The 26002-nt window shown below is 53.4% G+C and carries 20 protein-coding genes; 12 read left to right on the forward strand and 8 right to left on the reverse strand.

Annotated elements, in window-relative coordinates; all coding sequences use genetic code 11:
* Positions 1-168 precede the first annotated feature (168 nt).
* Positions 169-1365 (forward strand): NnrS family protein, encoded by a 1197-nt coding sequence (locus BN1128_RS01950; RefSeq protein WP_042865926.1) that lies wholly within the window; start codon positions 169-171, stop codon positions 1363-1365.
* A gap of 10 nt (positions 1366-1375) precedes the next feature.
* Here BN1128_RS01950 and BN1128_RS01955 read toward each other — a convergent pair whose 3' ends face one another.
* On the reverse strand, positions 1376-1951 hold the full coding sequence (locus tag BN1128_RS01955; RefSeq protein WP_042865929.1) for a helix-turn-helix domain-containing protein: 576 nt from the start codon (positions 1949-1951) through the stop codon (positions 1376-1378).
* A gap of 121 nt (positions 1952-2072) precedes the next feature.
* Between BN1128_RS01955 and BN1128_RS01960 the strand changes: the two genes are divergently transcribed.
* Positions 2073-3224, forward strand: a complete 1152-nt coding sequence (locus BN1128_RS01960) for a benzoate/H(+) symporter BenE family transporter (protein WP_042865930.1) — start codon at positions 2073-2075, stop codon at positions 3222-3224.
* Between the two features lie 150 nt (positions 3225-3374).
* On the forward strand, positions 3375-4439 hold the full coding sequence (locus BN1128_RS01965) for a DUF3103 family protein (RefSeq protein ID WP_042865932.1): 1065 nt from the start codon (positions 3375-3377) through the stop codon (positions 4437-4439).
* A 67-nt stretch (positions 4440-4506) separates the two neighbouring features.
* Here BN1128_RS01965 and metF read toward each other — a convergent pair whose 3' ends face one another.
* Positions 4507-5403: a methylenetetrahydrofolate reductase gene (gene metF, locus BN1128_RS01970; RefSeq protein ID WP_021140731.1), complete on the reverse strand. Its 897-nt coding sequence runs from the start codon at positions 5401-5403 to the stop codon at positions 4507-4509.
* Between the two features lie 329 nt (positions 5404-5732).
* Here metF and BN1128_RS01975 point away from each other — a divergent pair, with 329 nt between their 5' ends.
* Positions 5733-6533: a GNAT family N-acetyltransferase gene (locus BN1128_RS01975; protein ID WP_042865936.1), complete on the forward strand. Its 801-nt coding sequence runs from the start codon at positions 5733-5735 to the stop codon at positions 6531-6533.
* Positions 6534-6596: 63 nt separating this feature from the next.
* Here BN1128_RS01975 and BN1128_RS01980 read toward each other — a convergent pair whose 3' ends face one another.
* The 3 genes from BN1128_RS01980 to BN1128_RS01990 form a co-directional block, all read right to left on the reverse strand.
* Positions 6597-8096: an ABC transporter substrate-binding protein gene (locus tag BN1128_RS01980; protein ID WP_042865938.1), complete on the reverse strand. Its 1500-nt coding sequence runs from the start codon at positions 8094-8096 to the stop codon at positions 6597-6599.
* Between the two features lie 8 nt (positions 8097-8104).
* Positions 8105-10084, reverse strand: a complete 1980-nt coding sequence (locus BN1128_RS01985) for a methyl-accepting chemotaxis protein (protein ID WP_042865940.1) — start codon at positions 10082-10084, stop codon at positions 8105-8107.
* Between the two features lie 219 nt (positions 10085-10303).
* The gene (locus tag BN1128_RS01990; protein ID WP_042865943.1) at positions 10304-10915 is read right to left on the reverse strand and encodes an OmpW family outer membrane protein; all 612 of its coding nucleotides are present in this window, start codon (positions 10913-10915) and stop codon (positions 10304-10306) included.
* A 325-nt stretch (positions 10916-11240) separates the two neighbouring features.
* Here BN1128_RS01990 and BN1128_RS26420 point away from each other — a divergent pair, with 325 nt between their 5' ends.
* Positions 11241-11366 carry a hypothetical protein gene (locus BN1128_RS26420; RefSeq protein ID WP_264303493.1) on the forward strand — a complete coding sequence of 42 codons (126 nt, stop codon included), beginning with the start codon at positions 11241-11243 and terminating at the stop codon, positions 11364-11366.
* On the opposite strand, the gene BN1128_RS01995 is transcribed toward BN1128_RS26420, so the two are convergent.
* From BN1128_RS01995 to BN1128_RS02005, 3 genes are all read right to left on the reverse strand, one after another.
* Complete coding sequence (locus BN1128_RS01995) at positions 11363-13048, reverse strand: sensor domain-containing diguanylate cyclase (RefSeq protein WP_042865945.1); 1686 nt, start codon at positions 13046-13048, stop codon at positions 11363-11365. The genes BN1128_RS26420 and BN1128_RS01995 overlap by 4 nt on opposite strands.
* A gap of 144 nt (positions 13049-13192) precedes the next feature.
* On the reverse strand, positions 13193-16021 hold the full coding sequence (uvrA, locus tag BN1128_RS02000) for an excinuclease ABC subunit UvrA (RefSeq protein WP_042865947.1): 2829 nt from the start codon (positions 16019-16021) through the stop codon (positions 13193-13195).
* 94 nt (positions 16022-16115) lie between these two features.
* Positions 16116-16775: a LuxR C-terminal-related transcriptional regulator gene (locus BN1128_RS02005; protein ID WP_042865949.1), complete on the reverse strand. Its 660-nt coding sequence runs from the start codon at positions 16773-16775 to the stop codon at positions 16116-16118.
* Positions 16776-17306: 531 nt separating this feature from the next.
* Between BN1128_RS02005 and BN1128_RS02010 the strand changes: the two genes are divergently transcribed.
* The 7 genes from BN1128_RS02010 to BN1128_RS24295 all read left to right on the forward strand — a co-directional run bounded on the left by BN1128_RS02010 (position 17307) and on the right by BN1128_RS24295 (position 25979).
* Entirely contained in the window at positions 17307-17897 is a 591-nt protein-coding gene (locus tag BN1128_RS02010; protein ID WP_042865950.1) for a single-stranded DNA-binding protein, read from the forward strand.
* Between the two features lie 181 nt (positions 17898-18078).
* Positions 18079-19251 carry a site-specific integrase gene (locus BN1128_RS24290; protein ID WP_156140068.1) on the forward strand — a complete coding sequence of 391 codons (1173 nt, stop codon included), beginning with the start codon at positions 18079-18081 and terminating at the stop codon, positions 19249-19251.
* A 54-nt stretch (positions 19252-19305) separates the two neighbouring features.
* Entirely contained in the window at positions 19306-20754 is a 1449-nt protein-coding gene (locus tag BN1128_RS02015; protein WP_042865951.1) for a site-specific integrase, read from the forward strand.
* Complete coding sequence (locus BN1128_RS02020; protein ID WP_244464539.1) at positions 20751-22814, forward strand: integrase; 2064 nt, start codon at positions 20751-20753, stop codon at positions 22812-22814. The genes BN1128_RS02015 and BN1128_RS02020 overlap by 4 nt, the downstream gene beginning before the upstream one ends.
* A complete protein-coding gene (locus tag BN1128_RS02025) occupies positions 22811-23230 on the forward strand; it encodes a hypothetical protein (RefSeq protein WP_005895563.1) in 420 nt (139 codons plus the stop codon). The genes BN1128_RS02020 and BN1128_RS02025 overlap by 4 nt, the downstream gene beginning before the upstream one ends.
* Positions 23227-23733: a hypothetical protein gene (locus BN1128_RS02030; RefSeq protein WP_010676173.1), complete on the forward strand. Its 507-nt coding sequence runs from the start codon at positions 23227-23229 to the stop codon at positions 23731-23733. The genes BN1128_RS02025 and BN1128_RS02030 overlap by 4 nt, the downstream gene beginning before the upstream one ends.
* Entirely contained in the window at positions 23730-25979 is a 2250-nt protein-coding gene (locus tag BN1128_RS24295; RefSeq protein WP_082030322.1) for an AAA family ATPase, read from the forward strand. The genes BN1128_RS02030 and BN1128_RS24295 overlap by 4 nt, the downstream gene beginning before the upstream one ends.
* Positions 25980-26002: the final 23 nt, after the last annotated feature.

A 26002-nucleotide genomic window follows, 5' to 3' on the forward strand; every position in this document is an offset into this window, starting at 1 on the left:
CGGGATGACAAGGGCTTTTTCATCACAATTGTTCATTCGCTCAGATATGCAGCAAACCCGTGCCTTTTTGCTCACAACCCAATCAATTCAGGCTTTGACTGGATTTAAATTGAACATTTGAAAAGTCACTTTATAATTGGCTTTTCAAATGTCAATTAAGGTTTAACCATGCATCAGATCCTGGATAGCCGCAAAGAAGAACAGATAGTTCCTCTGTTCCGCCTAGGGTTTCGGCCTTTCTTCCTGCTCGCGGCCCTCTTCTCTGCCTTGGCCATGCTGGGCTGGCTGACACAGCTCAATGGCTGGATCCTGTTGTCAGGGGTCGGCAACCCCATCTGGTGGCATGCCCACGAGATGCTGTTTGGTTTCGGTGCGGCCATAGTGGCGGGCTTTCTGCTGACCGCCGTACAAAACTGGACGGCCCATCCCGGTGTTCGGGGCTGGCCGCTGGCACTGGTCGTGGGCCTGTGGGCCGTGCCTAGGTGCTTGTTGCCCTGGCTGGGAGAAGGGAACCCTGTTCTGATGATGATGGATCTGATGTGGTTACCGCTCTGCGCCTGGTTCTTGGCCAACCCCATCATAGTGACCCGCCAATGGCGCAACCTCTTCTTTGTCCCCCTGCTCGTGGTACTGACGCTGCTCAATGGCGCCAGCTGGTTGTGGCATGAGAAGTGGATCACCATAGAGCATCTGCTGATCACGACAGTGTTGCTGTTCACGACTCTGATTGCCGTGATGGGAGGACGGGTCATCCCCTTCTTTACTGCCCGAGGCACCGGTCTGGAGAAAGCCGCCCCCCTGCCCTGGCTGGAGCGCACAGCACTCGCATCGCTGTGGCTTATTTTGCTGTGCTGGCTGCTGCTCCCCACCCAATGGACCACCAGCACTTATATGGTGCCTCTATATATAGTGGCAGCAGGCTTGCATCTGTGGCGACAACTGCGCTGGCGCCTGCCGACCACCCTTGCTCATCCCCTGCTCTGGTCACTGCATCTCGCCTACCTGTTTATTCCGCTCGGTCTGCTCGCTCTCGGAGCGCAGGCTGCAGGACTGACTATCACCTTGTCGACGGCCAGCCACCTGCTCAGCGCCGGCTGCATGGGCACCATGATCCTGGGGATGATAGCGCGTGTCTCCCTCGGCCATAGCGGCCGAGCCTTGCAAGTAGGGCGCCGGATAAGCTGCGCGTTCGCACTGGTCATAGTGGCAGCCGTGATCCGGGTTGTGATCCCGCTACTCTGGCCTGCCTATACCCTGCACGGCTGGAACCTGAGTGGTCTGGCCTGGGTCGGCGCCTATGGCCTGTTCGTCTGGGTTTATGCCCCCATACTGACCAGCCCCAGGGCGGATGGCCGTCCAGGCTGATCATCCGGGCTTATTCTCGGGGCCTGGCCGCAGGATAGTGGATCAGGTTGTGAAAGATCGTAGGGGCAATTCCCAGATTGCGATAACCATGGGGGCGGTCGGCGGCAAAGCGCACCGCCTCCCCTTGCACCAGTGAACGCCACTCCCCTTCCACCAGCACCTCCATCAGACCACTGATGACGATGACATGCTCGGTCACACCGGGCTCATGGGGTTCGGATTCGCGCTGATACCCGGGCAGCAGCGTCAGTTCAAACAATTCAAAACCAAACCGCTTCTCATAAGGAAATAAGGGGGCGACCTGCATGCCCTCTCCCGCAGGTTGCTGGCGAATGGCATCGGCGGCACGATAGAGCACCTCTCCCTGCACTGCCGGGGCAGGCTCGATGAAGCTGGAGAAAGAGACCCGAAAGCCGGTGGCGATCTTCCACAGGGTCGCCACGGTGGGACTGGACTCTCCCCGCTCAATCTGCCCCAACATGGCCTTGCTCACCCCCGTCTCACGCGCCGCCACATCCAGGCTCCAGCCCAGTTCGCTGCGCAATCCCTTCAGACGTTGGGCCAGATGCTGATTCATCTCTTGCATGACTGCCTCTTCATTGCTCTTGCATGAATCGCCTTGTGCGCTATAGCGCACGTCGATATAGTCAGAGCACACATTGTACGTAATAACGCACAGCCCGTCACAATCCGACAAGGACGTCACTATGCCCTTCGCCCTTCCCCACCTGGTGGCAGGTTTCATCGCCGTGATGGTCGGCTACACCAGCTCCGTCATCCTGATCATTCAGGCTGCCACGGCGGCGGGTGCCGATGCCGCCCAGCTTGCCTCCTGGCTATGGACGCTGGGTATCGGCATGGGAATAAGCTGCATCGGCCTCTCCTTTTATTACCGCATACCCGTACTGACCGCCTGGTCGACCCCGGGGGCAGCCCTGCTGATCACCAGCCTGGGCAACTTCACCCTGGCTGAGGCCATAGGCGCCTTCGTTATCTCTTCCCTGCTGATCACCCTATGCGGCATCAGCGGCTGGTTCGATCGCCTGATGCGGCATATCCCGGCTCCGCTGGCCGCCGCCATGCTGGCCGGAGTCTTGCTCAGATTCGGGCTGGATCTGTTCAAGGTCGCGCCACAAGATCCCTTGCTGCTTGGCACCCTGCTGCTGGTCTTCCTGCTCGGCCGCCATCTCTGGCCCCGCTACACCATGGTGCTGGTGCTGGCGATGGGAATAACCCTCTGTGCCCTGCGGGGGGATCTGCAACTCGACACTCTGCACTGGCAGCTCGCCAGCCCGGTCTGGACCTGGCCGAGCTTCTCCTTCGATGCCCTGTTCGGCATAGCCCTGCCATTGTTCATCGTCACCATGACCTCCCAGAACATGCCCGGCATTACCATATTGCGAGCCCACGGTTATCAACCGGCCACCTCCTCCCTGATCGGCTGGACCGGGCTGATCGGCCTGTTGCTGGCCCCCTTCGGCGGTTATGCCTTCAACCTCGCCGCCATTACGGCCGCCATCTGCATGGGCAAAGATGTGGATCCCGATGCCAGCCGTCGTTGGCCGGCCGCCGTCTGGGCTGGCGGCTTCTATCTGCTGACCGGTTGCTTCGGGGCAAGCGTGGCCGCCCTGTTCACCGCCTTTCCTGCGACGCTGGTCACGTGCGTTGCCGGGTTGGCCCTGCTCGGCACCATAGGCAGCAGCCTGCACACGGCATTGCAGCAAGACGAGGCGCGCGAAGCCGCCCTGCTCACCTTCATCATCACGGCCTCCGGGATCAGTCTGCTGGGTGTCGGCGCCGCCTGTTGGGGGCTACTCGTCGGTGTCATCCTGCATCAAGTCAACCAGCGGAGAAACTGACCTGACCATCTGGGGAGCCCCCCGTGAGACACAGCACATAATTCAGAAAAACTGGTTCACAGCTGAAACTAATTGCCATTAAGTGGTGCCGAGGCACTTCTTCTTCCCCGATGTGTGCCTCATGTCAGACTCATAAACTGGAGAATAATAATGAGGAATCAGGCTGTCATTTTGTTACTGGCACTGCTGGGCGCCACCACCGCCCATGCTGCCGACTCGGATCGGGAACTGGCACGCCAGCTGGCGCTACAGCAGAAAAACCTGCTGCCACTGCTGAGCAATCAGGAGTACCAGAGCCCGCTGCCCAACCTGCTGCAAAAGGCCAGTCCACGGCTGAAACGGCAGGCGAGCGATGCCAACCAGGCCGCTATCAGCCGGCAAGGGCTGGACGGCGAGGTCAAGCAGTTGATGCAACTGCGACTGGCCAACCCGGAGCAGGCCGCCGCACTGCAACAAGGGGTCGAGCCCCTGGTTGCCTATGTACCGAGCGGAGATGAGAAGAGCTGGAGCGCGATCGAGGCTTTCGACAGCGCCGGCAACCCCGTCTATCTGGATGTGGACAAGGCACCGGCGCGACCTGTCCTGGTGGTGGAAGCAGACCCCGTCAAGGCCAAGAACGCCGGCCTGAAGGTGATGCGCAAGGCGCTGGCCGCAGCCGATCTGCAAGCTGCCCCGCGCACCGCAGCCAGCACGACACCGCTCAAGACCAGCATCCTGAAGAAGATAAGACTGAAGGATGATCAGGAGCCCTGGCTGCTCGGCGCGGCCGAAGTCTATGCGGTGGTCGCCGGGGTTAATCCCAGCCGGGATGAGCCCGTGGTCGACATAGTCGACATGCCCTACCTCGACTATGACAACACCGACTACACCCCCAACCAGATCCTGGTGTACTGGGATCGCTACCGCTGGGGTGCCGTCGACATCGTCATGATGGAGCAGGACGACAACGTCAACTACAAGGAGCTGAGTGGCCTGTTCATCGATGCCCTCAAGCTCGCCTTTACCGCCGGCGGCGTGCCGGAGGCCCTGCCCTTCCTGGATCTCGGCGGCCGTATCGTCAAGGCGCTGCCCGACTCCTGGATGACCAACAACGATGACTATCTGGATACCTTCTACACCCTGGAGCAGGACCAGAGCTATCACCAGTACCCCGGCGCCGCCGGCAATGCGGTGATCGATCTCGAACCGAAAGAGATAGCCCCAACCCGGCCTTGACAAGCCGCTATGACAAAAAAGCCAATGAGCAACTCATTGGCTTTTTTTGTGCCTGCGGCAACCTGTGTCAAGCAGGGTCCTTCGGTCTGACCCCCAGGGTATGGCAGATGGCGTAGGTCAGCTCGGAGCGGTTCAGGGTATAGAAGTGGAAATCTTTCACCCCCTCCTGACTCAGCACGCGAACCTGATCGATGGCAATGCTGGCACCCACCAAGTTGCGGGTCATCTGATCGTTGTCCAGCCCCTCGAAACGCTGATGCATCCAGCGCGGGATCTTCACGTTGGTAAAACCGGCGAACTTGGCCAGGGTCTGGTAGTTGGAGACCGGCAGTATCCCCGGCACGATCTCGGCATCTATGCCGATGGCGGCGCAGCGATCCCGAAAGCGCAGGTAGGTCTCCACATCGAAGAAGAACTGGGTGATGGCGCGGTTGGCTCCGGCATCAATCTTGCGCTTGAGGTTGAGCAGGTCGGACTGCGCACTCCTGGCCTCGGGATGACCTTCCGGATAGGCGGCGACCGAAATATCGAAGTCAGCTTCAGACTTGAGCAGGGCCACCAGATCGGTGGCATACATGTCCGGCTTGTCGAGTCCGGGCGGCAAGTCGCCGCGCAGGGCCACGATATGGCGGATGCCGCTGTTCCAGTAATCGCGGGCTATGGTGCGCAGCTCGTCGCGACTGGCATCGATACAGGTCAGGTGGGGCGCCGCGATCAGGCCGGTACGCTCCTTGATGTCCTTGATCACCTTGTGGGTGCGATCCCGGGTGCCGGAGTTGGCGCCATAAGTCACGGAGACGAACTTGGGTTCCAGCACTTTCAGCCGTTCGATAGACTGCCAGAGGGTGTTTTCCATCCCTTCACTGTTGGGTGGAAAAAACTCGAAACTAACCCCTATGTCACCGCTTAAATCGGCCAAACTCTGGTTGAGTGCCTCAACCTGACGTGCACTGTGAAATCCCATCTGCTCTCTCCCTGTCCCGCAACCCATTCCTCTACGTCAAAACAGATGTTTGGACGTCTAAACGTCTTTCTATCTTTATGAGAAAACGGATCAAAGTCAACACTGATTTACGGATCGAGGCGAGAGGCTGGCGTTTATTTCACAATTAACCTGAAGTAACGATTGGCACCCCATCCCAAAATCCGCAGAGTCGCGTTATGATGAACCCGGATCGTCTTGGACGTTCTGAATCTGCGTGTGATTGTTTGGCCGGAGGCTTCTCCGGCCCCTTTTTCAACCTATTCCCCTCCCTGCCGATAACCAATTGAGCCATTCGCAGGAGCCTCATCATGGATACCCACCCCGGCTTTGCCACAGACTTGCTGTTCGATCGCTATCAGGGCAACGTGGTAGATCATGAGCAATTCTGGGCCGTGCGCACCCCTGATGCCCCCGACTACTATTTTGGCAACTACCTGCTGCTCCCCACCCCGCCCAGCGATCGTGACAAGGGCTGGCTCGAGGCCAGCTTCGACAAGCTGATCGGGCAGGATCCCAGGGTACAACACCGCACCTTCCAATGGCCGCTGGCCGCAGGCCAGAACAGCCGGGTCGCCGGCTTCGTGGCAGCAGGCTATCAATACATGGAGTGCGTGGTGCTGGCGCTGGATGCGCTCAGCTGGCATCAACCGGCAGCTGGCGATCCGGCAATGGATGCCCGCCCCTTCGAGTCCGCCAACTGGGATGAGTGGCTGACGTTTGAGCTCAATGAGCGCGACCCGGGCCACTCGGTGGAGAATTATCTGCCCTATCTGCAGTCGCGCCGCCACCTGTACAAGGCCATGATCGCGGACGGGCTCGGGCAATGGTGGGGGATCTGGCGAGAGGGTCTGCTGGTCGCCAGCTGCGGCCTCTTCTTCACCGACACCATGGGCCGCTTTCAACTGGTGCGCACTCATCAGGATTGGCGCAACCGGGGACTGTGCCGCCAGTTGCTGAGCCAGGTTGCTCGTCAGGGGCTGGATCGCGTTGGCCAGCTCATCATAGTGGCCGACGAGCACTACCACGCCCAACGGGTCTATCGCTCCTTGGGCTTTGCCCCTGTGGCCCGCATCGGCAGCCTCTGCCGCTGGCCCCACGAGGCACAATAGCCCGGCTGCGGGCAGCAATGAAAACGGGAGGCTGATGCCTCCCGTTGTTTATGGTGTTGCCGGTTATTGCTGCGGCGTCTCCAGCTCGTTGGAGAGCGCCTGTTCCACCTCTGCCGACGGCACAGATAACGGGGCCGCAGCGGCAGACGCTGGCGCGGCGGGTGTCACTGATGGCACGGGCGCGGCAGGAGCCTCTGTCACAGCCGGCGTCGCCGCGGATGGTACGGCAACGGCGCCAGCCTCTGTGGTAGCGGGGGCTGCAGATACGGCGGTCGTGGTGGTCGCAGTCGCCGCTACATCGCATTGGCAATCCTGCCCCTTGGCCTTGTTGCTCTGATGAGCGGGATACCAGCCTTTCAGTCCCTGCTCCAGCCGGTCGGCGGCCGCCTTGGGCTCCATCTTGCCGAGCAGCACGGCCTGACTCACCTCGGCCAATTCGTCACCCAGTTTGGGCGTGCCACGGGAGAGGATCTGGGTCGCCACTCGTATGGTGGAGTCACACTGATCACGCCACTCCATCATCTCCTTCGCCGCCGGATTGGTGACATCGAAGAAGTGGTTGGAGAGGGAGAAGAACCCCGGCAGCGAGTTGGTATAGAGCTCGGCAAACTGCGGGGTAGTCAACCACTGCAGGAAGGCCATGGCAGCCTCCTTGTTCTTGCTGGCCGGGTTCAGCCCCATGCCGATGTCGGTGTGATCGGTAAAGAAGCAACCATCTCCCTGTTTCGCCACGGGCGGACGCATGACGCCAAAGTCGACCTTGCCGGTGAAGGGGGCAATTTCCCAGGAACCCGCCACATAGAAGGCGGCCTTGCCGGAGGTGAACAACTCATTGGTGGCGGCATAGTCCCGGCTTTCGCCCCCCTCACCCAGGTAGGGGCGCCAGCGGGCCAGCTCCTCAAATACCTTGACGTATTGCGGGTTGTCGAGCCGCTCCTGACCCCCGATCAGCGCCAGACGGCCGTCTTCCCCCTTCCAGTAGTTGGGACCTATGTTCTGAAAACCGAGTTCGGACGATACCCAGCTTTCGGAGCCACTCATGGCCAGCGGCACATAACGACCATCTGCCTTCACCTTGTCGAGCACGGCGAAGAAGGCATCGCGGGTTTCTGGCACAGTCAGACCCAACTCACTGAATATCTTCTTGTTATAGAAAAAGCCGTGAATGACCGAGGCCATGGGCACGCAGAAGGTCTGGGCACCGGAATCGGTCTGCCAGGGCGACTGGGCAAAACTCGGGAAGTTTTCCATCCCCGACATCTCGGTCAGCTCCGCCAGATGACCGGCCTTGAACAGAGCCAAAGAGTCATCGAACGGGCGACAGGTGATGAGATCCCCCGCCTTGCCATCCTTCAGGCTGGCCCACAGGGTCGGCATGTAGTCGACGTTCTGCACACCGTTGAATTTCACCTGGATACCCGGGTGGGCCGCCTCGAAGGCGGGAATGATCTTCTGTTCCCACAGGGCCTTGTCATCGATCCGCCAGCTCTCGATCACCAGCTCGCTGGCCATCAGCTGACCACATAACAGGAGACTCAGGGCCCCAATCCACTTTTTAGACATAAGCCCTCCTAAACCTTGAAATGTGCGATCAATTGCTGCTGCTTGGCGACCAGATCCGCCAGCACTTCACTGCTGCTGGCCGACTCTCTCGCCTCCCGCTCAGTCTCGTAGGCCACGTCGGCAATGCCGGCAATATGGCGGGCGACGCCCTGACTGACCGAGATCTGCTCCTGAGCGGCATGGGCAACCTGATCCGCCATCGACTTGATGGAAGTCATCCGCTCAGCAATGGACTGCAATGCCAGATCCATCTCGCGGGTCTGTTCGACACAGCTGTGGGTCTGCTCCTGACTGCGACCCATCACCTCCACCACCTGCTTGCTCGAGTTTTGCAGGTTCTCGATCATCGCCTGGATCTCTTCGGTCGAGGTCTGGGTACGGTTGGCGAGCGCTCGCACCTCATCAGCCACTACGGCAAAACCGCGACCAGCATCGCCGGCACGGGCCGCTTCGATGGCCGCATTCAGGGCCAGCAAATTGGTCTGCTCGGCGATGCTGCGGATCACGTCAAGAATGCTGCCGATATTGTTGCTGAACTCGCCCAGCTTGTAGGTAATGCCGACGGCCTCTTCCATGGCGCCAGCCAGCTGCTCCGTGATGCGCCGTGTGGTGGCCACTTTCTGACGGCCACTTCTCGCCTCATCATCAGCCAGATCCACTTCCCTCTTGGTACCATCGGTGGAGCGGGCCACCTCGGTGGCGCTCACCTCCAGCTCGGTGATGGCGGCGGCGACCTGATCGGTCTGGCTCTTCTGATCCTGCACCCGGGACATGGCACGCTCGCTGATCTCGGCGGCGCGGCTCGCCTCATCTACCAGATGACGGGAGCCGGCGTTGATCTGGGAGAGCAGTTCCCCCGTCTTGCCCGCCAGGGTGTCGATGGAACGGGAGAGGGTGCCGAACTCACAACTGCTCTGATAGTTGATACGGCGGGTCATGTCCCCGGCCGCCATGTAATTCAACTCTTTGTTGATCATCTGTAGCGGCCGCTGAATGCTGCGCGCCGTGGTGTAGCCAATGATGAGCGCCGCCCCGGCCGAGATGGCGGCAACGATCAGGATCCAGAAGCTGGCACTGCTGACCGCATCATCCGCCGTGGTCCGGCTCTGGCTGGCGATGGTACCGGCCGACTGGCCCATCTCGTCGAGCAGGCTCAGGCTGTTGACCAGGCTGGCATCGAGCTGCTGATTCAAGGTTTGCAGCGATGCCGCCAGTTGCTGGGCATTGCGCATGGTGGTAAGCAAGCCCTGCTGGCCGAGCGCCAGCTCCTGCATGCGATCCAGGTTGGAGACGAAACGCTGCTTCACATCGTCAGGGACCAACACCCGATCGAGACGCTTGCGGGCCATCTCGATATCCTTGCTGAGCACCTTTTCCAGCTCATTGAGGTCGGTTTTGGCATCGGCCCGGCGAATGTTTTTCAGATCCCGCGCTATACCCGAGGTGATGAGCTCGGCCTTGTTGCGCATTGAGCGCTTGCTGGCGGTCTGCTGCAGCAACAGATCGGCCGCCCATTGGTAGGTGTCTTCCAGCCGGATGAAGGCGATCTCCAGCTTGTGGCGTTGATCGAGGGCGTTGACCCATTGGCTGTGCTGGGAGAGCACCTGCTCCGCCAGTCCATAAAACTGTTTGGTGGCGCCATCCACCTGCTGGAAGCGACCATTGGCCTCCGCCACGCCGGTTAACTTGTCCATCTCCTGGCTCAGCTGGCTGAAACGGGCTTGCTGCTCCTTGAACTGGCTGGCGAGTTGCGGCAGCTGGCTGGCCTCCTCACTGGTCCGATAGACCAGCACCCAGCGGTTGCTGTCTTGCAGGGCGCCTTTCAGGCCCGCCACCGCAATCACCAGCGGCGTCGCCCGGTCTGAGACCTGCGACAGGCCGTCGTTGATACCCCTGATCTTCAGGGTGCTGATCACCCCAAGCAGGATCAACAGCAGCAGCATCAACACAAATCCGGCGATGATCCGCTGCACAATAGATAAACCCATGGAGACATCCTCACTCATTGGGGGAAGGTAACGTGAACATAGACACTATCGGCACAAGCGGCGAATTATAGAGGGGAGGGTGATGTTATTTTATTGATCTATATGGGGTTGGATCACAATTGGCGGGATCTGGCACAGGCATAAAAGGGCCCGAACAGTGCCGGGCCAAAGAGACGTACTTAGCTGTAACGGCCGTGAGGAGGCCAACCCAGTGCCTTGTCAGAAGCGATAGCCGACACCGAACATGAAGGCCATGGGATCGATGGAGGTCTTGATGGTGCCCACGGCTGTGTGCACATCGGTGTCGATATCCATGATCCAGGCGGAAGCGTTGACGAACCAGCGATCATTGATCGCCATGTCCAGGCCGACCTGGCCGGCCAGACCCCAGGAAGAGTCCACGCTGACATCTGTGCCTTCCAGTGCGCCACGGCCCTGCTCATCAAAGAAGGTGGTGTAGTTCACACCGGCACCAATGTAGGGGCGAACCTTGCTCTTGGCATCACCGAAATAGTACTGCGCCATCAGGGTCGGCGGCAGATGCTTGACCTTGGCGACCTCACCCAGACCTGCGGTCGAGACGGAGTGGGAGAAAGGCGTAGCGGCCAGCAACTCGACACCCCAGTTATCGGTGATCAGATAAGAGAGGGTCAGACCCAGCTGCATGTTGCTGTCAATTTCCAGCTCACCGGTACCCAGCACATCGTCACTGCTCGTTTGAGGGGAGACAAATGCCAGGCCACCGCGGACCAGAATATCGCCGGCCTGGTGGGCCATGGCGACGGGAGAGGCAAGGGCGGCTGCGATCATCAGCGGAAGGATCTTTTTCATCACATTTTTCCTTTTAGTTTTCGTTCTATGTTGCAAGCCTGAAAACTATAAAGGGATGTGAATGCACAGTTATTGATTTAGCTCAAACGTTACCAAGAAATAGATAGATATGTACAGCAGCTTTCAGCTCTACCTGAAAACCGCAAAAACAAACCAAAAGCGCTTATATAACAATTAACTAGATAATATAAAGCTGATATGAAACCCACTAAGAAACAATTGAAATATACCTTATTGCGGATTTAAACGGCGAGAAATGGTTGTTTCACCCTGGCAACAAGCGTATTTTTGGCGACCAATGTAGCGCAGCTGTAAGCGAAAGTTTATGAAAGAACAAACGAGACGGGAAAAGATCATCGCCATTCTGGCGGCCATATGGGGCATAGGATCCTTTCTGTTTATTTTATTGGGATTCATTCTCGGCATGGCGCTATTAATGCTGACACGTTAAACCAGCTGGCCGACGTGGGATGTCTGGCACGACAGCCACTCTCCCGCCACTATCTGTTCCGGGCTCAGCGCCCATTGCTCCCGGGCCAGCTCCCCACTGTAGCCCCGCCAGCGATCCCGCCCCTCCTGCTTGGCCCTGTATAACGCCATATCCGCCAGTTTGAAGCTGAGATTCCAGAACGAATCCTCCAGTTCCCGGTGCAGGGGATAGCTGCAATATCCCAGCGACGCCGTCATCTTGAGCGGCACCTCCTCACGCCCGAACCTGTACTCGGCAATCTTGCGGCGCAAGCGCTCGACCCGACTGGCAACCTGTGTCGCCTCCTCGCACGTGATTAGCAGCAGGAACTCCTCCCCACCCAGCCGGATCAGTGGCTCCTCCTCACCGAGGGCGGCGCGCAGCAGCTCAGCAAGCTGGCACAGCACCAGATCGCCGATATCGTGCCCGAAACGATCGTTGACCTGCTTGAAGTGATCCAGATCCAGGATCACCATCATCCTGGCGGCGGTGATGTTATCCCGGCTCAGCAGCCACTCGTCGAGGTAGCGCCGGTTGAAGGCATGGGTCAGTGGATCCGTGTAGGCGGCAGTCTCCATCTTGGAAGAGTGCGCCTGCAGGGCACTGTGGTGCAGGCTGATCTTGGCCGCCATCTCCCGGAACTTGCGGCTGAGCAGAGCCATCTCCTGGCTGCTGTCGATGATCGGCAGCACGCTCACGTCCTGTTTCTCGCCAAATTTCTGCAGCGCCTTCACCAGCTCGCTGACCGGCCCCAGTACTATGGCCCGCAACCGCGCCAGCGCCATCAAGATGCAGGCCAGGCTGATCAGCAGCATGCCGACAAAAGTCCAGATAGCTCCCTCCATCGCCCCCTGCAACACATCACGATCATCTTCCACTATCAAGGTCAGCACGGGGTCGCCATTGCTGTCGAGCAGCAGCCCCTCCCCCCTGACCCGCTGCAGTCCCAGATCCACCAGGCGATAGCTCATTTGTGGCTTGAGTGGCTTGAAGGAGAGGAAGTTATCGGAAGGCTTCGGCTGGGAGAGGGTCAAAGAGAGGGCGGTGCGCTCGGCCAGATCATGCAGATAGCGAGCATCCAGCCAGCGAGTCACCAGTAGATAGCCATTGGGTGTGGCCTTTCCCAGGGTGTTGGTCACCGGCTGAAGCGAGTAGATGAGGGGCCCCCACTGGGATCCCCTCACCCCGCTCAGGCTGCGCATCCCCTCCTGACGGGATTCACGCAGCAACTGCAGCTTGAGGTCATCCAGGAAGAAGGGAAGCAAGGTCGTGTCCGTGCCTGGCGTCTCGGGCAGCAGGGTCCGGGTCCAGATCTCGGCTCCCTGCAGATCCATATAGCTCAATACGTTGAGTTCGAAATCCCGCATCGGGGTATCGACCAGCAAATTGGAACGAATATAGGCCTGATTGGGGTGGGCCAGAAAGCGATAGCTCTCATCCCAGATGCCCCAATCCCGGGTGAAGGCATTGATGGCACTGATATCACTCTGCACCGCCTTGATCACCCGCTGCAGGTGATCCTTCATTCGCCGCTCTTCGACACGCTGCGCCGCCGGCACCTGAGCCAGGGCGATCACGATGAGCAACATCAGGATGGCTCCGGCCCAGACGGGAAACATGGAGTAGGCCAGCAAATGATCGATGGAGCGGGAAGGTTGAGCCATGAACGCCAATATCCTTTGGACGGCAAACAAGGGAGCGAAAACTGTCTTGCACCAAGTATGGAGTATCCGCCTCCTGGGGTGGCAACTGAATCACTTCCATAAAAAACAAGGGGCCAGGGGCCCCTTGTGTCATTGCTGCAGCGATTATCTTACCAACAGCGGGGCCAAGAAGCGCGCCGTATGAGAATCCTCACAGCGGCTGATCTGCTCCGGCGTGCCGGTCACCAGGATACGGCCGCCACCGGCACCGCCCTCAGGCCCCAGGTCGACGATCCAGTCGGCAGTTTTGATGACGTCTAGGTTGTGCTCGATGATGACTATGGTGTTGCCCCGATCCCGCAGCTGGTGCAGCACCTTGAGCAGCTGCTGTATGTCGTGGAAGTGCAGGCCTGTGGTCGGCTCATCCAGGATATAGAGGGTCTGGCCCGTGTCGCGCTTGGAGAGCTCCCGCGCCAGCTTGACCCGCTGCGCCTCGCCGCCCGAAAGGGTGGTGGCCGACTGGCCGAGCCGGATGTAGGAGAGGCCCACATCCATCAGGGTTTGCAGCTTGCGCGCCACCGCCGGCACAGGATCGAAGAAGGCTCTGGCATCTTCCACCGTCATGTCGAGGATCTCGTGGATGTTCTTGCCCTTGTACTTCACCTCCAGGGTCTCGCGGTTGTAGCGCTTGCCCTTGCAGACGTCGCACGGCACATAGACATCTGGCAGGAAGTGCATCTCCACCTTGATGACGCCATCCCCCTGACACGCCTCGCAGCGCCCCCCCTTGACGTTGAAGGAGAAACGACCCGGCTGGTAACCCCGGGAGCGCGCCTCCTGGGTGCCGGAGAGCAGCTCGCGGATCGGAGTGAACAGACCGGTATAAGTGGCTGGGTTGGAGCGCGGAGTACGGCCGATGGGGCTCTGGTCTATGTCCACCACCTTGTCCAGATGTTCCAGTCCCTCGACGCTGCGATAGGGCGCCGGGGTCGACTCTGTCGCCTTGTTCAGTTCACGGTGGGCAATGCGGAACAGGGTGTCATTGATCAGGGTTGACTTGCCGGAGCCGGAGACGCCGGTGACGCAGGTCATCACCCCTATAGGCAGATCCAGATTGACGTTGCGCAGGTTGTTGCCGCTCGCCCCCTTTAGTTTCAACCACTTGTCTGTGAGCGGAGTACGCACTTCAGGAATGGCGATCTGCTTGCGGCCGGAGAGGTAGTCACCGGTCAGGGAAGCAGGATTGTCGATGATCTGCTGGGGCGTCCCCTGGGCCACTATGTTGCCGCCGTGTACCCCGGCGCCCGGGCCTATGTCGAGCACGTGGTCGGCGAGGCGAATGGCATCCTCGTCGTGCTCCACCACTATCACAGTATTGCCGAGGTCGCGCAGGTGGGTGAGGGTCTTGAGCAACCGCTCGTTGTCGCGCTGGTGCAGGCCTATGCTGGGCTCATCCAGTACATACATGACACCCACCAGACCGGCGCCTATCTGGCTCGCGAGCCGTATCCGCTGGGCTTCCCCGCCGGAGAGGGTCTCGGCGCTGCGCGACAGGCTCAGGTAGTTGAGGCCGACGTTAACCAGGAAGCCGAGCCGCTCGATGATCTCTTTGAGGATCTTCTCGGCGATCTGGGCACGCTGGCCGGTCAGGCTCAGCCCCTCGAAGAAGGCGAGCGCATCACCGATGGACTGTTCCGCGATGGCGGGCAGGTTGCGATTGTCCACAAACACGTGGCGCGCCTCTTCCCGCAACCGGCTACCACCGCAGCTGGCGCAGGATTTGTTGGCTATGTACTTGGAGAGCTCTTCGCGCACCGAGTTGGACTCTGTCTCGCGGTAGCGTCGCTCCATGTTGTGCAGGATCCCCTCGAACGGGTGCTTGCGCACCACCACATCGCCGCGATCATTCATATAGCGGAACTCGACCTCGGTACGCCCCGAGCCGCGCAGTATCACCTCCTGGGTCTTGAGAGGCAGATCCTCCCACGCCGCCTCCAGATCGAACTGGTAGTGATCGGAGAGGGACTTGAGCATCTGGAAATAGTAGAAGCTGCGTTTGTCCCAGCCACGGATGGCACCGTTGGCCAGGCTGATGGCCGGATCGCCGATCACCTTGGCCGGATCGAAATATTGCTGCACGCCCAGGCCGTCACAAGTGGGGCAGGCACCGGCCGGGTTGTTGAACGAGAAGATGCGCGGCTCCAGCTCCGACATGGAGTAGCCGCACTCGGGGCAGGCGAAGTTGGCGGAGAAGGTCATGGGGGCAACCCCCTCCTCCCCATCCATGGGCACCACCAATACGATGCCGCCGGAGAGGGTCAGCGCCGTCTCGAACGATTCGGCCAGGCGCAGCGCCAGGTCATCGCGCACCTTAAACCTGTCCACCACCACCTCGATGGTGTGCTTCTTGTGCAGCTCCAGGGTGGGGGGATCGGAGAGATCGCACACCTCGCCATCGATACGGGCACGGATATAACCCTGCGCCGCCAGGTTTTCCAGCAGCTTGCTGTGCTCCCCCTTGCGATCCCGCACCACCGGGGCCAGCAGCATCAGCTTGCTGCCCTCGGGCTGGGCCAGCACCTGATCCACCATCTGACTGATGGTCTGGGCGGCGAGCGGAATGGCGTGGGTCGGGCAACGGGGTTCACCTACCCGCGCAAACAGCAGGCGCAGATAGTCATAGATTTCGGTAATGGTGCCGACGGTCGAGCGCGGGTTATGGGAGGTGGACTTCTGCTCGATGGAAATGGCAGGGGAGAGCCCCTCGATATGATCCACATCCGGCTTCTCCATCAGGGAGAGGAACTGGCGGGCATAGGCGGAGAGCGACTCCACATAGCGGCGCTGCCCCTCGGCATAGAGGGTATCGAACGCCAGGGAAGACTTGCCGGAACCGGAGAGACCAGTGACCACGATCAGCTTGTCGCGGGGCAGGATCAGATTGATGTTCTTGAGATTGTGGGTGCGGGCACCCCGAATCACGATTTTTTCCATCTTTTGCACGCTCGATACACAAACCAGAGCGAATCAGTATGGCATAGAGACTACTGGATGAATAGACAGGTTTTATCCATCATCCCCATCGATTTCAGAGATACTCCTTGGCCCAGCTCACCGCCTGCAACCGGTTCTTTACGTTCAACTTCTTGAACACGTTGTAGAGGTGGGACTTGATGGTGTGCTCGCTCACGAACAGGCTGTCGGCAATCTCGGTATTGGAGGCCCCCGTCATCAGATAACGGATGATCTCCTGCTCACGCACGGTCAGCAGCGTCTGGTTGCGCAGGTGATGCTCCCCTCCCTTGCGGTAGTAGTTGACCAGATCGCACAGCAGGTGGCGCGGGATCCAGTACTCCCCCTGCAGCACCTTGCGAATGCCGAGCACCAGCCGATCCAGCGGATCTTGACGGAAGAAGAGTCCGCTGGTGTGGGGCCACATCAGCAGCAACTCCCGATTCGTACTGGTCGGGGCATTGAGCAACACAGTGTTGGCCTCACCGAAGCGGCTGGAAATCTCCTGTGGCCAACCCGACTGCTGGCTCGACTTGAGATAATCCAGATCGACCAGAAACAAGGGATGCGATTCGAGTTCGTCCTGCTGCGGCAGGGTTTCCAGTATGCTCACCAGCAGTATGGGGAGTGCCAGCTGCTCGGTCAGGTAGCTCTGAAAACTGACCGCCTGCACATTATTTTCGGTAACCAGTACGATGGAATATGGGGTGGTCATGAAGAGCACGTCCTTGAACATTCAGGCCATGGTTTTTTTGGCAGCAGAGAGTACCAAGCCCCTCGATCGGCGCAGCATTAAAAAAGTATTAGACACAAGTGTGCCTCCTTTGAAACTCACCAATTTCCCAAGCAATACAAATAACTAGCCTCCCCCCCCCATTTGGGTGGAATACTGGCGCCACGCCTGACAAAGGGTGTCACATCGCGGCAAACCCGCATTCCCGCGGCAATCGCACCATGGGCACTGATACCCTGCCGTCCCTGCTCGCTTGCTGGTCAAGGTCTGCCTCGTGTAAGTTAACCCTCCGGTCTATGCCCTGGGTGAAGGCTGAACAGGCAGGAAGATGTGCGCTCGTTCGCGCCAACTGTTACTATTGCGGGCAAAATCTGAAAGCGGGGCTTTGGCCAGCAGGCCGACTGAACCGGGTGCAGTCATCACTTGAGTGACGGTATCGTCCAGCGATGCTGCCTATCTGACAGAAAACAAACGATATGTTGAATTGGTCCAGGCATATGGCCTGGCCGGTATATAAAGGGTGGAAGAGAGATTATGGCCAGTCGAGGCATCAATAAAGTCATTCTGATCGGTAACCTGGGACAAGACCCGGAAGTGCGCTACATGCCGAGTGGCGGTGCCGTGACCAACATCACCCTGGCCACCTCTGAAACCTGGCGCGACAAGCAGACCGGCGAGCAGAAAGAGCGTACCGAGTGGCACCGCGTGGTGTTCATGGGCAAACTGGCCGAAGTGGCCGGCGAGTACCTGAAGAAGGGCTCCCAGGTCTATGTCGAAGGGAAACTGCAGACCCGCAAGTGGCAGGATCAGAGCGGCCAGGAGCGCTACACCACTGAAGTGCTGGTAGACAGCTTCAGCGGCGTGATGCAGATGCTGGGTGGCCGTCCGCAAGGTGGCGCCGGTCAGAGCATGGGCGGTCAGCCCCAAGGCAACTGGGGTCAGCCACAACAAGGCATGCCTGCCCAGCAGCCAATGAACCAGGCTCGTCCTGCCGCCGCGCCGCAGCAGAACATGCAGCCACCGCAAGCGCAAGGTGGATACGGCCGTCCGGCTCAGCAGCCACAGTCTGCACCGCCGGTATACAACGAGCCGCCGATGGATTTTGACGACGACATCCCGTTCTAGGGCCGGATTTTTTAAAATGTAAAGCACTTTGTAAAGCAAAATGCCTAAAAACCCCGATATTTCGGGGTTTTTTCATTTCTAAACATGTAAAGATTGCTCATTCTGAAAGCTCGGAGTATACATTAGGAATAGGTGTCTAAAAGTGTAAAGGAATGATGCAGTGAAGCTCAGAACCGTCAACATGAAGCAGTACAATGAACGTAAGTATCTAATCGTTGATGAGAGAGGACTCCCCATCCCAAGGCTATGTGAGTTCACACTGACACACCTGTATGGTGCGGAAAAAACACAGGAGAATAATGCAAACCACCTAATCCATATCGAACGATGGGCAGCAATGCTAAAAGTAGATCTAGCGGAAATTGTTGCTGACACAGGGTTTGCTGATACGGGCTTATACCAGAGTTTTCTCAAACACCTTGAGCATCACTCATACGATATCAACGGAGCAAGACCCCTCCGGCCAGATATTGTTAGTCCTGATTATTTCAATCAACGCCTTGACCTAGTATTGGTTTACTTTCAATTTTTAGCCGATAAAGCAATTTCCAAGCGCCGTAATACAGATCCTCTATTCCATCAAATACCCAAGATGATGGAAAAACTTCAAGTAAAACTAGCCAAGCTGAGAAGACCAAAGACAGATCCAGGCCGCGCCCTTGGTTTGTCATTAGTCCAACAAGCAACACTGTATGATGTCATGGAAATGCCAAGTTTGCTTGGCTGGAATAAATCTACTCAGTTACGTAACAAGCTAATTCTTAGATTACTTTTAGAAACAGGAATTAGGAAAGGTGAACTGCTATCACTTACAACATCAAACTGCCATACGAGCAAGCTGGTACATGGAGTTTACCCATTTATCCTGACACAACAGAATGTCGAGCATAACGATCCTCGTGGTAGATCACCTCGCGAAAAAACAGTTGGCCGGATCATACCTATTTCATTTCCCCTAGCATCACTGATTGATGAATATAAACAGGCCAGAAAATCTCTTGGCGACTCAGCTATGAAGAGCCCTTATCTACTCTTAGCGACAACCAAACCACATAATCCGCTATCAATAGCAGCACTGGATGATGTTTTCTCAAGTATTAAGAATAAGATTTTAGAGTTGTCAGATATCCACCCGCATAAATTAAGACATACCCTCTTTGAAAATCTTGACAGAATGCTCACCAAAATGGGAATTGATGCAGCTCAACAGAAAAAGCTAAAAAATAATGTTGGGGGGTGGACGTATAACTCAGATAGTAGTCTAATATATGAAACTGGTTCAATAATGGAACAATGCAACTTAGTTCTAAACCAACTTCATGCTGAAATGGAATCACATAGAAAACTATCATAATATGATTGCCGAGGTGCTGGCTATGCCGACAAAAAAATTAGATAAAACGATATTATGTTGGTACAAATAGACCAGCATCAACAATTTGCTTATGACCCATATCCTGTAAGTCAGTCAGGCCAATATCTGGATTTAACACAAACTAAAGTGGTTCTGGAACCGGAGAGGGAGACCCTATTCTTTGACAAAATATCTCACCAACTAAGAGAGCATGCCCGTGCATGGATTTCTTATGCATGTCATATCTACTCTAACTATGCTCTTTTCTCACATCAACATTGCTGGCGCTTACTAAACATCCCTGACGATATTGCAGCAGAAGACATTGCTGAAAAAATACAAGAAATCTACAGAGAGCTTATGAACTCTGAACGCAGTGTTAGCACTAAATCTATTTTAAGAATGATGTATAAATGGTGTGTTGAAGAAGGCCTCCCACACTTTGATGAAGACTTTTATGATTACTACCTAGCCAGTATAAAGTTTGGTACAGATGAAGGTAAAGGTCTTGATGTCATTATGGAAATCCCTGACCGTGGCCCGCTCACGATCAAGGAAGAGCGAATTTTCATCTCCACATTAAACTCCATTTCTCCAGAAACACTAACCACGCATGCATTACAGGGATTGGTGTCACTGAAATGCGCCCAGGTTCTTGGCATGAGAAATATCCAAGTGATGAGGCTGAAGTTCTCTGACTTACAGCTCTCAGACAACGGTGTATACACACTAAAAGTTTTGAGAGCAAAACAAAGAGGGCAGGCCAATAATAATGTATATAAAATTCGCCCCATAACAAAAACACTTGCAAAACTACTTTCATTAATGAGAGCTCGTTACGAAGATATACTAGGTACAAAAATTACTGATGATTGGCCTGTTATCTCAGATTATTATAGTGTTAGAGATGAATTAGTTAAGCAGCAAGTAAAGATATTCAAGATGACATACATCACCAATCTGTTCAGAATGGCTGTTGGATTGGACTTCAAGGTAACCAACCGTAGACTTCGTAAAACCTTCTGCTCGCGGTTAATCGCCAAAGGCACTCCTATGTCTGTTGTTGCTGAACTAATGGATCATAGTGATTTACAACAACTAGAAGTTTATTATAGACAATCGCATACTGTTGCCAAAAAACTAGATGATGTACTGCGAAGTGAGGCCATGGATATACTCGATGCATTTGCAGGTAAAGTTGTCACGCCTGATAATGCCTCTAAGCGAGGACAAGGTATTTTCGCGCCATCGAAAAATCTAAATCTTGTTCAAATTGGTAGCTGCGGTAGCGCTACCCCATGCTCTCTGCAACCCCCGCTTTCTTGTTACAACTGCTCTTCTCTAGAAGCCTTTGAAGACGTTGACCATAAGGCAGTTGTAGATACGATGGTAGAGGAAGTAAAAACAGCATTTGGTGATGCTCACGCCATAAATATTCTTCAACATAAAAACTTTTTAGCTGCTCGCAAGTTTGCTGACATGTTTGACAGGGGTGAACTATGAATACCAGCCTACAATTATTACCATCAATTGGTGTAGATGCTGATAGCAATCTGGCTCAATTAGTTCACTTTTACAAAAAAAACACTCCCTTTGCAACATTAGAAGGTTGGGAATGGGATGCCTTTAGCTGGGATGCTAAGGGTATTTGTAAGACTCAAGCTAGAAAATCTGGAAATAATATATCAGTCAATTTTAGTCGAGATAACAATCTAGGTAAAAAAGTTAAGTCATCACGTGATGCCATGAAGGCATTTCACAATCTAGATTTATCTGACATAGCTAAATGTCATATTTCAGCCTTGCAAATTGAGAAGTCAAAAGATGTAGGAACACTCAATTTCTATATTGTTGCATATCGGTATTTAGATAATGCGATGCTAAAAAGAAATATTACAGCAAGCACTCTGACTACTTATGACTTCAAAGTCGCAGAGGCGGAAGCACACGATAAACTAGAAAGTTCTACCTTTTACCGTATTGGTCAGAGACTTGAATCTATTGCGAAATTCATTAACCAAAAGCGGCTCTCCATCCAAAAGATTGGATTCAAAAAGTCATCTAAACGCGGAGACACCCATACCGCCAGTGATACAAGAATCGATTTTGAGTCCACTACCAAACGGCATGAGAAGTTGCCTACCCACGAAAGCCTCATCGCAGTAGCAACTCTTTCTAACTCGAATCTAGAAGGTGATGATGCACTGTTTCAGGCTATGGTAGAAATCATGTTTGCAACGGGTCTGCGATTTGATGAGGTGATCTGCCTGGATGTCGACTGCTTACAGGTTAGGGAGGTTGAGGAGCAAAACGTCTTCACAGGTGAAATCGACATATTATCCATTAATGAGATCCGCTACCGAGCCAAAAAGGGGGCTGGATATCAAACCAAACCAATAACCGAAAGCCTGTTACCAATTCTAAAGAAAGGTCTGACTAGCGCCCTTGAAATATTAGCACCTGTACGTGACACGATTAAATGCGTTGCTAATGGGAAATACGACTTCTTCCCAATTATCACTGAAGATTGTGAGTTGTTTGTCACTGATATTTGGGAAAGATTAAACTGGTCATCACGTCCAAATCTCACATCCTACCTAAAGAAAAGAAATATCAACCTGACGAATAAACGGAATCCAAACACAGGTAAAATTGCGGTCGCATTCCACCCATCAGACTTAAAGGGAAAGGCATTTTCATTAGCACAGGAGTCTATCGTTCAGTTATGGAAACAGATTTCAGAGTTAACTGTGGCTGATTCCCTAGATAAACTAATATTTGTTACCCAACATCAGCAACATCATTCTGAGAAGAGAGCTGAGCCCTGGGAATTCACAATGATAACGCATACTCAAATATCAGACTATATTGCTGGCCGTCCTGAATATGGTATAAAGAATGTATTTGAACGCAAAAACCTGTGCTATCAAGGTGAACAGATCCGGCTGACATCACATCAATTCCGTCACTTTCTAGACACTATGCTAGAGCTCTCAGATTCAGTAACCCCTATAGAGGTTGCTCGATACTTTGGGCGAAAGTATACTCTAGACAATGTAGCCTATGACCACACTAATCCAGCTAAAAGAGTCATGGATAACGCAGACATACTCTTTGCCGCCTCAAATATAACACCAGAGCAAGCAAAAGAGGCATCCGTGATCTTTACACTGGTTGACCGTGATGAGGTTCTTGAAACGATAGAAGACATTGGTACAACACTCATCACTGCAATTGGTTTATGCAAACATGACTATAGTGACTCTCCATGTGGAAAATACTATGCATGCGTCCGTGGATGCTCTGAGTATTATCGTATAAAAGGAAATCAGGAAGAGATCATCCATTTACAAAAACTTCAAGCTGAACAAGAAACTCGAATTCAACATGTTAAAGCAGCAGTTGACGCTGAATATCATGGTTCCAATAACTGGCTACGCTCTCATGAAGAACTATTAAATGGTTGTCGTATAGCCCTCGCCATTGAGCAGGATAATTCAATTTCAGATGGTGAATTAGTGCAAGTTTTCCCTAATGGTAATAATGGGTGCGTTGCAATATGAAAAAAGAACAGAAACAAATTACAGCGGCACTAGAACAAGACTTCTGCAAACTCATCGTAATCCTAGCTGCCCGCAGTGGGAAGAATAAAGTCACTTGGAAGGAACTAGAACAGGAGACAGGATTTACTCGGCAAGCATTGTCAAAAAAAGAAGCTATCGTTAAGGCTTATAAAGAAGCCAATCAAAGTAGCAACATATTAGAAGATATCGGCCGGCGTGCAGAAGAAACCCAATCAAAACTTGATAAAATAAAAGAAGAAAATATCAAGTTAAAAAAACTATTAGCTGACTATGATGAGACTTTTGTTCGCTGGTTCGCCAATGCTACAAGTAGAGGTATGTCCATTGAGGAGTTGGAAGCACCGCTCCCACACTCTATGAAGACAAAAGCCAGATTGAAAGATCTTAAAAAATGAATAAAGCATTCAGTATTAGCCATGAACTGGAAGATTTTGAACTTGATAAAATGCATGCCAAGGCGCGTGAAAATCTTGTTAAGGTGGCTAATTTGGTCGGGCCACTTGACCTTGCTGAATGGCAAAACTTCATAGAAAATGGCAGTTTAAATGCAACTGCCATAATAAAAGAGATTGGTATATCTCGCTCTAGCTATTACCAAAATAAGTACATTGTTGCGTACCTTAAAAGTAAGGCTCAATGGCTAGCTGAGCAGAATACCTTGCAGGAGCTTCCCTACCAGGCTAGGGATACTTCAAAAGCACCCGCAAAGCGATACAGCCCGCAAGAAAAGAGCATTCAAGAGAAAGATAAAATGATTCGCCAATTACAGCTACGGGTTGCAGAACTTGAATCTCATTTAGAAGGCTTAAAGCAAGAATATAAATCTCTTCAATCAAATTCACATCGAGAACAGCATCGTATGGAATTGCTAGAAATATTTAAGCGGGTGCCTAGATGAATGACTTCGAGCAAGAGAAGTTTTTTCGCATCACGAGACCACCATATTCATCCAGAAAAGGTCGCTCATTTCATGCTGTGCAGATAGATCCTGACACTCTACGTAATTGCAATTACAAGCGCAATTACATCATTCACATAATTGAAAATAACAGTGATCGCCTGTCACTAATATTAGCGAAGGGTGCATTGGTTAAATTAGCTGTCAAAAAGCAGTATAGTAGACGTGTAGAGCACGGAGGCATTCTCACTGTAATCACCCCTCAATACCTAGATCTAATTAGGCCATCAGGGGAGCAAATCGTAATCATGTTAGGCAGTCACGCCAGATTTAAAGGTGTTGGCCCAGTAAAAGCCCGTACATTATGGTCTACATTTGGTGAGTCCTTATTTGAAATCTTGGACAATGGTGATATTGTAAGCCTGCGTAAGATATTAAGTGAAAACACCGCAAAAAATACTATCGATGCATGGCGTAGCTATATAAATATTGATGCTATGCGTTTCTGCAATGCACATTTGGGATTATCAGTATCCACCTCATTTTTGGTATCAGATTATTATCAACAGGAAACCATAAGTAAGGTAAGCGAAGACCCTTACCGATTATTAGCATTTGGTGTTGATTTTAATGAATGTGATCGAATCTCACTGGCTCTAGGCTTTCAATTGGATGCTCCTATTCGGCTCGCAGCAGCAGCCGAGGAGGCGTTGTACTGTCACCTTTCTAGTGGGAGTACATTAGCAACACGATATGATCTAGACATATGGCTGAAACAGCTCTTACATATTCCCAATAATCCAGAAATAACAGAGCGCTATGTTAATCAAGCATTCGCACTCGCCACATCGTGTGAAAACATTCTTGAGGTCGGTGAGAATGAATTACAGAGTGCAGGTGCTTTCACTATGGAAGCATATGTTGCTCAGCGATTGGTGAACCTCATCACAACCCCAAGTAAATTATCTATCGATGAAAAAAGGATAAACTACTATATCAATAAATACGAAAGTAAACAGTACTTTAACTTAAGCTCTCTTCAAAAAGAAGCTATCTTTGGGGCTATAAAACATCGTTTTCTAATTATTAATGGTGGTGCAGGTGTAGGCAAAACTACATTATTAGATTCACTTTATTCGGTGTTTCGTGAGCTAGATATAAGACCAATACAAGTCGCACTTGCAGGCAAAGCAGCAAAAAGGATGGCAGAAGCAACAAATCAAGAGGCTCATACTATCGCAAGATTTATTAGAAACTTCAATGCTAATAGTTATGAAGGTAGACAACTTATTATTGTTGTCGATGAAAGCTCAATGGTGGACTTACCTAGTATGTACCGCCTATTGAGGTGTATTCCTAACTCTGCACATGTAATTATGTTAGGCGATATTGGGCAACTTCCACCTGTAGATTTCGGTCTTGTTTTCCATGAACTGGTGCCAATACACGACATTCCAAAAATCACACTAACAGAGGTTCGTCGGCAAGATAAACTCTCAAACATTCCTGCTATTTCAGCCTCTATCCGTAATGGTGTTCTTCCAACATTTAGCTACGATGATGTCGTCCATATTGATATCAATGGAGCCAATGCAATTCAAAAGAGAGCAGTCTCAATATATTTAGAAAAACCTGATGAAACACAAATAATTTGCGCTACAAACAAAATGGTTAATGATATAAATAAACGCTGCGTAGCATTGAATAACAGTAAACCATTAAAGGTATTTATAGAAGAAGCAAATCACTATTTAGATACTGAGTTTAAACTACATGACAAAGTAATGTGTTGCTCCAACCTTTATGCTCATGACCTGATGAATGGTTCCATAGGAACCATTTGCCAAGTTTACAACGTAATGAAAATTATAAATAATGATAACAACGATGAGCCTTTGTCTAGCTTTGGCAAGATTCTATGGGATGACGGCATAGAACGAGAGATCTCGTTGGATATAATCAATGCCCTTCGCCACGCTTATGCTATGACGATTCACAAGAGTCAGGGTTCACAGTTTAAGCAAGTCATCATTGTTCTGGATAAGGCCCCAAATATTGATCGAACAATGTGTTATACCGCGATTACACGAGCCGTAGAAAAGGTCTACTTGATCGGGCCTCTGAATATTCTGAGCCAAGCACTAACACATGAGTCAGCGAGCAAACGAAATGTTGATCTTGGACATAAGGTTAAAGCGTTGCTAATACAAGCAATGGCTGATTCTCCTTTTGCTGCTGATAGATAACCGCATGAAATTACTAGCCCTTT

Origin of the sequence: Aeromonas piscicola (assembly GCF_000820005.1) — a bacterium.
GTDB lineage: Bacteria > Pseudomonadota > Gammaproteobacteria > Enterobacterales > Aeromonadaceae > Aeromonas > Aeromonas piscicola.

Excerpts from the sequence above, each read along its gene's own strand:
- BN1128_RS01950 (WP_042865926.1), top strand. The coding sequence starts at position 169 with ATGCATCAGATCCTGGATAGCCGCAAAGAAGAACAGATAGTTCCTCTG.
- BN1128_RS01955 (WP_042865929.1), bottom strand. The coding sequence starts at position 1,951 with ATGCAAGAGATGAATCAGCATCTGGCCCAACGTCTGAAGGGATTGCGC.
- BN1128_RS01960 (WP_042865930.1), top strand. The coding sequence starts at position 2,073 with ATGCCCTTCGCCCTTCCCCACCTGGTGGCAGGTTTCATCGCCGTGATG.
- BN1128_RS01965 (WP_042865932.1), top strand. The coding sequence starts at position 3,375 with ATGAGGAATCAGGCTGTCATTTTGTTACTGGCACTGCTGGGCGCCACC.
- metF (WP_021140731.1), bottom strand. The coding sequence starts at position 5,403 with ATGGGATTTCACAGTGCACGTCAGGTTGAGGCACTCAACCAGAGTTTG.
- BN1128_RS01975 (WP_042865936.1), top strand. The coding sequence starts at position 5,733 with ATGGATACCCACCCCGGCTTTGCCACAGACTTGCTGTTCGATCGCTAT.
- BN1128_RS01980 (WP_042865938.1), bottom strand. The coding sequence starts at position 8,096 with ATGTCTAAAAAGTGGATTGGGGCCCTGAGTCTCCTGTTATGTGGTCAG.
- BN1128_RS01985 (WP_042865940.1), bottom strand. The coding sequence starts at position 10,084 with ATGGGTTTATCTATTGTGCAGCGGATCATCGCCGGATTTGTGTTGATG.
- BN1128_RS01990 (WP_042865943.1), bottom strand. The coding sequence starts at position 10,915 with ATGAAAAAGATCCTTCCGCTGATGATCGCAGCCGCCCTTGCCTCTCCC.
- BN1128_RS26420 (WP_264303493.1), top strand. The coding sequence starts at position 11,241 with ATGAAAGAACAAACGAGACGGGAAAAGATCATCGCCATTCTGGCGGCC.
- BN1128_RS01995 (WP_042865945.1), bottom strand. The coding sequence starts at position 13,048 with ATGGCTCAACCTTCCCGCTCCATCGATCATTTGCTGGCCTACTCCATG.
- uvrA (WP_042865947.1), bottom strand. The coding sequence starts at position 16,021 with ATGGAAAAAATCGTGATTCGGGGTGCCCGCACCCACAATCTCAAGAAC.
- BN1128_RS02005 (WP_042865949.1), bottom strand. The coding sequence starts at position 16,775 with ATGTTCAAGGACGTGCTCTTCATGACCACCCCATATTCCATCGTACTG.
- BN1128_RS02010 (WP_042865950.1), top strand. The coding sequence starts at position 17,307 with ATGGCCAGTCGAGGCATCAATAAAGTCATTCTGATCGGTAACCTGGGA.
- BN1128_RS24290 (WP_156140068.1), top strand. The coding sequence starts at position 18,079 with ATGAAGCAGTACAATGAACGTAAGTATCTAATCGTTGATGAGAGAGGA.
- BN1128_RS02015 (WP_042865951.1), top strand. The coding sequence starts at position 19,306 with ATGTTGGTACAAATAGACCAGCATCAACAATTTGCTTATGACCCATAT.
- BN1128_RS02020 (WP_244464539.1), top strand. The coding sequence starts at position 20,751 with ATGAATACCAGCCTACAATTATTACCATCAATTGGTGTAGATGCTGAT.
- BN1128_RS02025 (WP_005895563.1), top strand. The coding sequence starts at position 22,811 with ATGAAAAAAGAACAGAAACAAATTACAGCGGCACTAGAACAAGACTTC.
- BN1128_RS02030 (WP_010676173.1), top strand. The coding sequence starts at position 23,227 with ATGAATAAAGCATTCAGTATTAGCCATGAACTGGAAGATTTTGAACTT.
- BN1128_RS24295 (WP_082030322.1), top strand. The coding sequence starts at position 23,730 with ATGAATGACTTCGAGCAAGAGAAGTTTTTTCGCATCACGAGACCACCA.